We start from the raw sequence: 299 nt of genomic DNA, 5'->3' as shown, positions 1-299 counted from the left end.
TTTTAACTTTATCCGCTGAAAAGAATGTAAAAGTACCTGAAGAGATAGATAGGTGTATTAAGAAGTACGAAATAGAAACCGAAAAGAGTAGAACAGCTATCCAGCTCTCCTAAAAGCTTCAAGTTTGCTATCCTTAAAAGGTAAGAAAAAGGAAGGAGAAGAAGATGGAGTTCAAGGAGTTATATGCCAAGGTGAGAGGAATTGTGCTGAAGTGTCGGAGAGAATATTATGTCCACCTGTGGGAATTAAGCGATTGGGAACAAGAGGGCATGTTGGTGCTCTATCAGTTGGTAAGCCAG

Annotated in this window: 1 pseudogene; it reads left to right on the top strand. The window is 39.8% G+C overall.

Features of this window, described 5'->3' with window-relative positions:
- Positions 1–164: 164 nt before the first annotated feature.
- Positions 165–299, top strand: a pseudogene (locus tag HMPREF2933_RS01805) (sigma-70 family RNA polymerase sigma factor); the annotation flags it as partial.

This window comes from Streptococcus sp. HMSC066F10 (assembly GCF_001813805.1).
Lineage (GTDB): Bacteria > Bacillota > Bacilli > Lactobacillales > Streptococcaceae > Streptococcus > Streptococcus vaginalis.
Note: the sequence above shows the minus strand (reverse complement) of the source record. Positions and strands in the feature narration are given on the sequence as shown.